The sequence below is a fragment of the Nostoc sp. CALU 1950 genome, assembly GCF_051172895.1.
Classification (GTDB): Bacteria; Cyanobacteriota; Cyanobacteriia; order Cyanobacteriales; family Nostocaceae; genus Nostoc; species Nostoc edaphicum_A.
This window is the reverse complement of the sequence record NZ_JBDNJQ010000236.1, coordinates 1-8,919: the sequence shown is the minus strand read 5'-3', so window position 1 is coordinate 8,919 and position 8,919 is coordinate 1. Positions and strand designations below refer to the sequence as shown.

Below are 8,919 nucleotides of genomic sequence, written 5' to 3'. Positions count from 1 at the left end.
CGCCGTCTCTACAATAATCAGTCCTTTGTAGAGACGGCGATTTATCGCGTCTTTGTAATGATTCATCGCGTCTTTGTGAGCTAGAATTTTCATCAAAAAACCTTAACCGAATCGTATTAGATTCACAACTATCTTCAGTTACGCTCAATTCTTAATCTATGAATGTTTTAATCGAATGGCATTAAGAAAAGCTCTAAGCTAGGCAGAATAAGCACTACAGGTTTAAAATATGGCAACAACAGCTTTAATTGTCGGTGCAGGTGATGGACTAAGCGCTTCTTTAGCTCGCCTATTTGCCAAAGAAGGATTTACCGTAGCTTTAGCGGCTCGCCAAATTGAAAAACTCACTCAATTGAGTAGTGAAATTGGGGCGGTTAGTTTCGCCGCTGATGCCTCAAAGCCAGATGAAGTAGAACAGTTATTTATTAATATCGATCAAAAAGTCGGTTCCCCGAATGTTGTTGTTTACAATCCCAGTTTTCGGGTGCGGGGGCCTCTTGTTGATCTAGACCCTGGTGAGGTGGCAAAAACCCTAGATATCACTGCTTATGGTGGCTTTCTTGTAGCCCAAGCTGCTACCAAAAGGTTTTTGCAACTTGGCGGCGGTGCTATATTTTTTACTGGAGCCTCAGCTAGTGTTAAGGGTTATCCGCTGTCTGCTCCCTTTGCAATGGGTAAATTTGCACTGCGCGGTTTGGCTCAGAGTATTGCTAGAGAATTAGCACCAAAAAATATCCATGTGGCGCATTTCGTGATTGATGGTGGAATCCGTTCAGCAGTCCGTCAAGATCCAGTGGATAATCCTGATAGTACTCTTGACCCGGATGCGATCGCTCAAACTTATCTCAATATCCTCCGCCAACCCCGCAGTGCTTGGACTTATGAAGTAGAACTACGTCCGTGGGTAGAGAACTTCTAGCCTAGACAATTGTTACAAGAAGAGTTTTGAAGGTATGAAAATTGATTTTGGTGCAACTGCTACTGATTATGCAAAACACCGCGCTGGCTTTCCCAGTTCATTATTCAACAAACTGTCTGAATATGGTATAGGTTTACCAGGGCAGAATATTGTTGACCTCGGCACAGGAACAGGAACACTAGCGCGGGGCTTTGCTGATAGGGGTGCTTATGTAATTGGTATAGACCCATCAGTGTCACTTTTAGAACAAGCCAGACTGTTAAACGAATCTGCCCAACTGAAAGTAGATTATCGAGTCGCAACTGCCGAGAATACCGAGTTACCAGATGCAAGTGCAGATGTGGTGACAGCTGGACAGTGTTGGCATTGGTTTGATCGTCCGCGTGTCGTCCAAGAAATTACTCGGATATTGAAAGGAAATGGCTCGATCGCGATCGCTCATTTTGATTGGATACCCTTAAAAGGTAATGTCGTTGAAGCAACGGAACAACTGATCAAAGCTCATAATCCCGCCTGGAATCTGGGCGGCGGTAATGGCTTGTATCCCCTGTGGTTACAAGATATTGGCGAAGGAGGATTTAGAGAAATCCGTACATTTTCTTACGATGTATTTGTACCTTATACACACGAGGCTTGGCGGGGACGAATTCGTGCTAGCGCTGGCGTGGGAGCCAGTTTGACACCAGAAAAGGTAGAAGTATTTGACCAGGAATTGGCAAAATTACTCGAAGCAAGATATCCCACACCAATTCTTCAGGTTCATCATAGAGTTTGGGCTGCGATCGCCAAATCACCGCAATCTAATTCGTAATGAGGCTACGCACATTCGCTAATCCTGCGCTAAGGTTAGTCAGTTTCAGTATTTTAAATTCATACTTCAGCAATCATTGCTCCAATCAAGTTATTGATAATGGGTAATACCATTTCACGAAAAATCTGATACAGATGTAATATCAAGTTCGGATGATTACTTATAATTAAGCCGCCCTAGTTGTTGGCCATCAAACTCGTACTGTTGTCAATCGTGCTGCAAATCCTTTTCGTATGGCGGCTTTTTCTCTGACTCACAGCCGTTCTGAAGAGGTGCATTTTATTGCCGCTTACGTTTTCGCTTGGGCGCACCCAAAGCAATAACTGCTACTGCACACAAGCTGGCTCGTTTGTCCTATCAAATTTGGACAACTGCTGGACGATTGGTGGCATTTACCGCGATCATTTATGGCGACAGTTGATCAAACTGCAAGAAAATCCTAGACTGGCAAAGACTTATGCTGAAATTCTGGCAGCAAAGCAAGGTATTTCTCCAATACTTGTCGGGTTTTGGGGAAAAGGGGAAGGTGGGGCCCCCTCTGGGGATAAGGGGCGGGGGAAAGGGGAAAGAAAAAACCTTTAACCTTTAACCTTTAACCTTTTCCCAAACCCTATTCCGAGTTAAAAATGCTTTACCCGAGCAGTATTGGGTATTTCTCTTAATCCTTTATCAACCTAGTGCTATTAGAAAGTTTTCGAGACGCGATAAATCGCCGTCTCTACAACCCACAATTTTGTACAATTAGCCCTTAACCCAAGCGTATTGCTTTTAGTACCTCCGTTGAATCAAGCTAGAAAGATAAAACAAATAGGATTAAAAATTTTAAGTTAATTCTCAGCGGAAATTAATTTAATTACTAATAAATGCATTTAAATTATGATTAGAGGAGTTTAAAGAACGATGAAATAAAAATATTGATCAATCTTTTTGGAATGGCTGCACTTTTAACTGTAGGTCTGCAACAGAGGTAATTTCAAATCAGCTATGACTAAGGATGTAGCGGTTAACAGTAACTTTATATTCAGCAGCATTATTTGATTGATCTAGCCTTATTGAACACCTTCAGCGCAACCAAAACAGTGAAGCAAATCATAACAGCTTGGATAAATATAGACCCATTTTCCTTACAATCACGCCTCACAGTTGGTATTGCATCATTTTCAGCTTTGGTATTAGGTAGTCTTGCTACATGGACTAGTTGGAAAATGCAGCAAATTTTAGTTGATGGCCATAAATACAATATAGAAGAAATCGCCAAGCGCTTGCCGCAAGATGTACAAATTTATAGTGAAATGATGCAACCTGAAACTGGGTTGCAAAAGGCTATTAATAATTTAGCAAATACCAACACATTGTTATGGCTAAAAAGTCCTGATAATAAAATTTTAGTAAAATCTGCTACTTTGGATTTATTATCTGATGCTACGGTAGCTGAGTTAATGTCTCTGACTAAGATGCCGATTAAACCACAAGTTTACAAAGTAAACCAAAGCTACTTTGTTTTATGCGGTAGTTCTGTGCAAGTGCAAGGTAAGTTACTGGGCGAGTTATTTGTAGTCAAGGATATTACCCGCGAACAGAAAATGTTTGTGGTAATGGTGCAGAGTTTAGGTATTACTAGTGTTTTGGCAATTATTATTTTAACTGTTGCGATCGCATTTTATATTAAACGTTCTCTGCAACCTCTGCGCCAGCTAAATCAAATGGCTTCTGCGATTTCCGCTGATGATTTAGGAAAAGCACAGCTATATCTTGATAATGCACCCAGTGAAGTTAAAGAATTAGCTCAAACCTTAACCATGCTGTTATCACGCCTTTCGCAATCTTGGGAGCAAGAGCGAGAATTTGTGAGTAATGTTTCTCATGAATTACGCACACCTTTAACGATTGTACATGGTTATTTGCAAAGCGTCTTGCGAAGGCAGAATAACTTAACTCCAACCCAACAAGAAGCTTTAGAAACTGCTGCATCGGAAGCTGAACGCACTATTCGCCTGCTACAAGATTTGCTTGATTTAGCGCGAGCAGATAGCGGTTACTTATATTTTCAAATGAAATCTTATGTGCTAAATGAATTGGTTGAAGAAGTTGTAATGATGGCAAAAAAATATAGCGATCGCACAATTACAATCGAGTCAGAAATTTATCCAATTGAAATCAAGGCAGACTATAGCCGCCTGAAACAAGTGTTATTAAATTTAATTGATAATGCTGTTAAGTATTCTGAAGCTGATACACCCATAATTCTTAAGTTAAATCAGCTTCAAGATAAAGCAATTATTCAAGTTTGTGACAAAGGTTATGGCATCCCCTTGCAACAGCAAGCACGGATATTTGAGAGATTTTACCGTGTAGATGAATCTCGCTCTCAGACTACTGGGGGTTCTGGTTTAGGTTTATCGATTGTCAAGACACTTGTAGAAGGTATGGGTGGTAGTGTAAGTGTGCAATCGAAGTTAGGGGAAGGGAGTATGTTTACAATCAATTTACCTACATATAGTAGTTCTATCTAATTGGTGAAAAGTAAAAAGGACTGGGATAAATCAAGCAAAACTACACGCGGTGGGGGCAATTCATGTAAACGAAAAGCGGCTTCCCGCAGGCTATTGCCCCTACCGTATTAACCTATAAACCGCAGAGAATTCTAACCTTTTTCATGAATATCGATTCTGGCTGTTCCAATTGGGATTTCTCCCGTCAACCCAATTCTTTGACCGCTCACTCCATAGAGCAGCACATTCCCACCTAAACTCTTTCTTTGTACACCTCTTAGCTCCACCTCTAAAGAACTACCAGGAACTACAGGTTGGTCAAAGGTGATTAATAAACGTTCTTTACTAATTTCAGTCTTAGCTGCAATTTCTCCACCCGATTGGTCTGTAATCCGAACTCCATTAAAGCGTTCCATCTGACTTGGTAGAGAAATTATTAGGTTTTGTAGAGACATTCCTTCTATAGCCACTTTGATAAAGTGAGTATCATTTCTGACTCCAGAGTTAGTAATATGAGGAACGTTAGAGTTGAATGCTACTTGGGATACTGTATGTGTATCTGAATTTGATTGGTGATACTTTACAGGTGTCGCTAAAGCTGTCGCAGATGTAGTGAGTATTAAAGCAGATAAACTACCAAAAATTAAACCTTTCATGATGAAATCCTCGCTCTTAGATGAATGGCTTGATGTGGATCAAGAACCTGTAAATAATAGATTCGTATATGACTATGAGAACAAGCTGACTCATAAATTAAAGTCTTCTGAGATTTCAAAACTAATATTCTTATAAAACTTTTGCTATCAACATTACAGTAAAAACCTTTATATATAGGAATCCGCTTTGATTTCTGAACGAATTTGCATGGTGCGCGTTCGCGGAGCGTGTCGCAGACAAGCGCAGCGCAAGCACGATAGGCAGGCAATAGGCAACAGTCAAGAAGGCTTCTTAGTTGTACTGAGTTTTTTCAGAAATCAAATATGAGTCCTATATATAGAGTTACAGCTTTCTAAGCAAAAGCTATTCCTCCATCACCTTAGCCCAGGAATAGTTAGAGGGGATCAGAATGACTTGTGTGTACACTACTGTAACCTAAAGGGAGAGTTAGGGAAGGCTGTATTAGACTTAACTGAAAACTGCTATAATTCCGTGTTTACAAGAGTTCTATCATTTCTCTACTTATTTCTTATCTCTACGATAATATTGGCGCTGAGTTATCAGCCAACCTATGCCGATAAAAAAGAATGTAGCGAAGACACTCAACAACAAAGATGCGTAAAGGGGATGTTTTTGTACTAACGGTAGATTAATTTTATCAATATGTGTTGTGAATACGCCAGAGGCGATCGCACCACCACCAAATCCTATACCTAATACTTGGATTTTGTTTTCTAAGGAGCGATCGCGCTCAGTTTGTTCTGTTTCTACTATACCTCGGATAGTATCAACCAATTGCCCAAACAATTCTTGACCTGGAGTCAGGTAGTTAATATCTGTTTGTATTTGTTCTTGCCATTTTTTACAGTCTTTATTAATAAAATCTTGCCAGGATTGGGGGCTATTCCCGCTATCAATAGTTTGAATCCTCTCTAAACAAATTGTGTAATTAGTAATGTTAGTAGTAATTGCTGTGTGGTGTGTTTGTAAATCTTGCAAGCATCTGGTGTAATCAAAGCTTTTTTTGGGGATTTCTCCCATTAAGATTTTTAAGCCAGATAATTGTGTTTGATTTTCAGATATCAGGCTGTTAAATTCTTGAATTTTATTTTCTAAATTACTATAAATTGTTCTTGCTTCTCGGTAGCGTTGACGCGCTAGTTGATAAATGTAAAGTATTTTATGGTAGCTACAAAGCAAATTTAGCAACCAGTCATAAGCTTCTGCTGTAAGTGTTCCTGTTGCAGCTTGACTATTATTAATGACTATTAAAATATGGCATTGTTTCGCAGGATTATCTGGTTCATCTGGGTCAAGTGCTTGGTATTCAAATAAAAGACTACCGAATAGTTGTCCTTGTTGTGTTCGTACAGGATTTAAAGTTGTGCCAGCTACTAACGCTATGGCTAATTTTTCAGCTAGTGTATCACAATCTTCAGTTGGATCTACTTCTCCATAAATCGATAATGTTTGTCCTAAAGATGCTTGAATATTAGATGGTAGTAGGGAACTTGGTTTAAAATGTTGCAGTTGTGGTATGTCTATGGAAATGTTTGGTGATTCTGGAATCAGGGTTAAATCAACTGCGTAGGTATCGTTAAGCAAGAAAGGCTGAAGATTAGCATTAATTTTAAAGCCTTCTGTTGTGGGGAGACTACCCAAATCTAAATCTTGAGCATCAATTAACCGTTCTGGTATTCTTCCTATTTCCCGATTGGGTTCGTATTTACCATTTTGGTAAGAAATTAATTTTGAGCGTAAATCTTTCAACCCAACAAAAGTTAAGGAACTTTCACCCACTTTCACCAAATTTTCCCACAAGAGTTTAGCATCTGTCACAACTTCACCGGGAAGTTCAGTTAGGGTGTGGCGGAGATGAAAAGCATAAAGGCTGAGGCTGAAATTCTTCACTATTTTTTGTCGGGTTTCGTGTTTTCAGACAAAGGAGAGTTGTTTTTTATGGCGTTATCTACAAGTTCCTTTGATGATTCACTAGGTTGATTGACTGGAGTCTGTGATTTACTATTAGCTATTCCTATGTTTGCACTTACATTAATAGGTAATTTATCAGTGATTGATTCTAGGTTTTGCTTATAAGCTTCTAGAACTTGATTACGGGATTCTGATTGCAACCAATTTTCTAGGATTTCTACAATTTCCTCATTGTCTTCTGGTAACTGACTCGATAGTTGCTGCAATTCATTCCAGTCTTGAGTCGGAATCAATTTTGATTGAGAGTCAAGCACTTGAATAAAAGCTTCGATGCTATTTCTAGAAATTGACATTTTTTAAACTCCTTTACCTATATTACAAAAAGCAGCCCAATAAAAAGGTGATTCAAACGGTTTGGTTAAGGCATTTTCATGATTAGCAGCAAAGTATTTCTTTAAATATATCTTGTAACCCCAACTTAGTGAGGAGTTAATCAGCCAATCTTGAAAGCCTTGGACTGTGGTATCCCTTAACCAACGTTGTGCTGTATTTAAAGCTAATACAATATTACTTTGCTGCTGTAGCTCTTCGTAAAATTTAATCATCAATAATGCTGTAGCTGTAGCACTCACAGTCCAAAGGCTACTGACTACATTGGTGCTACCAGCTAACAAAAATCCACTGGGTAAACCAATGTATTCATCACTCGTGCTTGTCAAGTCGGTCAAACCAGTTTCGCAAGCAGAGAGAGTGACTAGGCGACAGTTTTTTAGTTTGAAGTAAGTAATGATATCTGCTAAAGTCAGGTTTCCATCAGCTAACTGTAAACCAGAATCTTGGGGAGAAGCAGAGTTAAAGTATCCATGACAGAAGAAAAAAGCACAGTTAGCTTTCAGCAATTTTTGATTTAGTGTGACATTGTGAATATTTTCATTAATGCCGAGCAAAATTGCTGACTTGTTAGCTTGGTCTTGCTTCAAAATATGAGCATCAGCAAACTGTTTCTTGATGGCTCCAACGGCTCCTAAATCTTTTTCGTAGTCTTGATATAAATCGTCTGTGGGGTTTTGAATGGCAAAGAAAGATTGAAAATCAGGACGTTGACGCAGTTGGATTTGTTGCAGAAGTTGACAACTGGGTGTATAGCCTACGCCCTTGGGGAATAAGTCAACTAGGTATGATTCTTTGACAGGTAAAGCATGGAGAGGAAACAGGTGTAAATAGCGATGAGGAATGAGGATTAATCTGTCGAATTGTTTAGGTACTTGATCTAAGATTTCCTCAAGATGCAGAATTTCTGCTAACTTTTTCAGGCGTTCTTCTAGCTGATTCTGCCATTGGGTTTTATCTTGGTCTTCCAGGTTGTAGTAGTCGCCTAGATATTCACTTGTCCAATGGATTAAGGCATCTAAGTTTTGTTGATCGGAATGCCAGATTATTGGGTTGTTATTGGAGGTGATAATGAAAGCGCGAAAACAATCATTAAAAAGATACCATTCGATGATTGCAGTTTTGTTGTCTAAGAGGTTTTGAATTTCTCTAAAGTGGATACTGCTACCAACTAAAGGCAAATTTTCTGGATTTGTTAATGTTGCTTTGGTTAACAGTTCTACTAAATTGCGGGTTTTACTACGTTCAATATATTCTATTGCTTCCGTGTCTCTTGCCAATGCTAGGCAAACTTCCACCATGCACCTATAAAGTTGATTCCATTCTTCTGCTTGTTTACGCTTGGCTTCTTCGCCAGAAACAATATCTCCGCGCAAAGCTTCGACTATCGCAATGGCAGAAACAAAGGTATTGTAAGCTGAGTCAAATAGTTTTTCGTCTTGGTATAACCTGCCGAGATTTAACGAAGTTTCTGCATGGTATTGAGGAAAGGCACTACGGGTTAATACTTCCAGTGCAGCAGAATAAGCCGCGATCGCCAATTCAATATTTTCGGCTCTTTCTCCTAATATTCTTTCAAAGTAAGCATTCCCCAGATTATTTTGCGTCCTTGCCCATTTTTCAGGAAAGGCGCTGCGGGTTCTAACTTCTAGTGCAGCAGAGTAAGCAGCGATCGCACTTTCAATATTCTCGGCTCGTTCTCCTAATATTCTGTTACG

Annotated in this window: 8 protein-coding genes; 4 read left to right on the top strand and 4 right to left on the bottom strand. The window is 39.4% G+C overall.

What is annotated here, in order from left to right:
* Window positions 1–229 precede the first annotated feature (229 nt).
* The 4 genes from ABF638_RS35160 (at window position 230) to ABF638_RS35145 (ending at window position 4,243) form a co-directional block, all read left to right on the top strand.
* A complete protein-coding gene (locus ABF638_RS35160; RefSeq protein ID WP_435027413.1) occupies window positions 230–919 on the top strand; it encodes an SDR family NAD(P)-dependent oxidoreductase in 690 nt (229 codons plus the stop codon).
* A 34-nt stretch (window positions 920–953) separates the two neighbouring features.
* On the top strand, window positions 954–1,730 hold the full coding sequence (locus ABF638_RS35155; protein ID WP_435027412.1) for a class I SAM-dependent methyltransferase: 777 nt from the start codon (window positions 954–956) through the stop codon (window positions 1,728–1,730).
* A gap of 282 nt (window positions 1,731–2,012) precedes the next feature.
* Window positions 2,013–2,312, top strand: a complete 300-nt coding sequence (locus ABF638_RS35150) for an AAA-like domain-containing protein (RefSeq protein ID WP_435027411.1) — start codon at window positions 2,013–2,015, stop codon at window positions 2,310–2,312.
* 497 nt (window positions 2,313–2,809) lie between these two features.
* On the top strand, window positions 2,810–4,243 hold the full coding sequence (locus tag ABF638_RS35145) for a sensor histidine kinase (RefSeq protein ID WP_435027410.1): 1,434 nt from the start codon (window positions 2,810–2,812) through the stop codon (window positions 4,241–4,243).
* 131 nt (window positions 4,244–4,374) lie between these two features.
* Here ABF638_RS35145 and ABF638_RS35140 read toward each other — a convergent pair whose 3' ends face one another.
* From ABF638_RS35140 to ABF638_RS35125, 4 genes are all read right to left on the bottom strand, one after another.
* On the bottom strand, window positions 4,375–4,878 hold the full coding sequence (locus tag ABF638_RS35140) for a hypothetical protein (protein WP_435027408.1): 504 nt from the start codon (window positions 4,876–4,878) through the stop codon (window positions 4,375–4,377).
* A gap of 523 nt (window positions 4,879–5,401) precedes the next feature.
* Window positions 5,402–6,790: a hypothetical protein gene (locus tag ABF638_RS35135; protein WP_435027407.1), complete on the bottom strand. Its 1,389-nt coding sequence runs from the start codon at window positions 6,788–6,790 to the stop codon at window positions 5,402–5,404.
* Window positions 6,790–7,164 (bottom strand): hypothetical protein, encoded by a 375-nt coding sequence (locus tag ABF638_RS35130; RefSeq protein ID WP_435027406.1) that lies wholly within the window; start codon window positions 7,162–7,164, stop codon window positions 6,790–6,792. The genes ABF638_RS35135 and ABF638_RS35130 overlap by 1 nt, the downstream gene beginning before the upstream one ends.
* A 3-nt stretch (window positions 7,165–7,167) precedes the next feature.
* Window positions 7,168–8,919 (bottom strand): CHAT domain-containing protein (locus tag ABF638_RS35125; protein WP_435027405.1); only part of this gene is annotated, 1,752 nt, incomplete at its 5' end.

Coding starts and splice junctions, on each gene's coding strand:
- ABF638_RS35160 (WP_435027413.1), top strand. CDS start 230: ATGGCAACAACAGCTTTAATTGTCGGTGCAGGTGATGGACTAAGCGCT.
- ABF638_RS35155 (WP_435027412.1), top strand. CDS start 954: ATGAAAATTGATTTTGGTGCAACTGCTACTGATTATGCAAAACACCGC.
- ABF638_RS35140 (WP_435027408.1), bottom strand. CDS start 4,878: ATGAAAGGTTTAATTTTTGGTAGTTTATCTGCTTTAATACTCACTACA.
- ABF638_RS35130 (WP_435027406.1), bottom strand. CDS start 7,164: ATGTCAATTTCTAGAAATAGCATCGAAGCTTTTATTCAAGTGCTTGAC.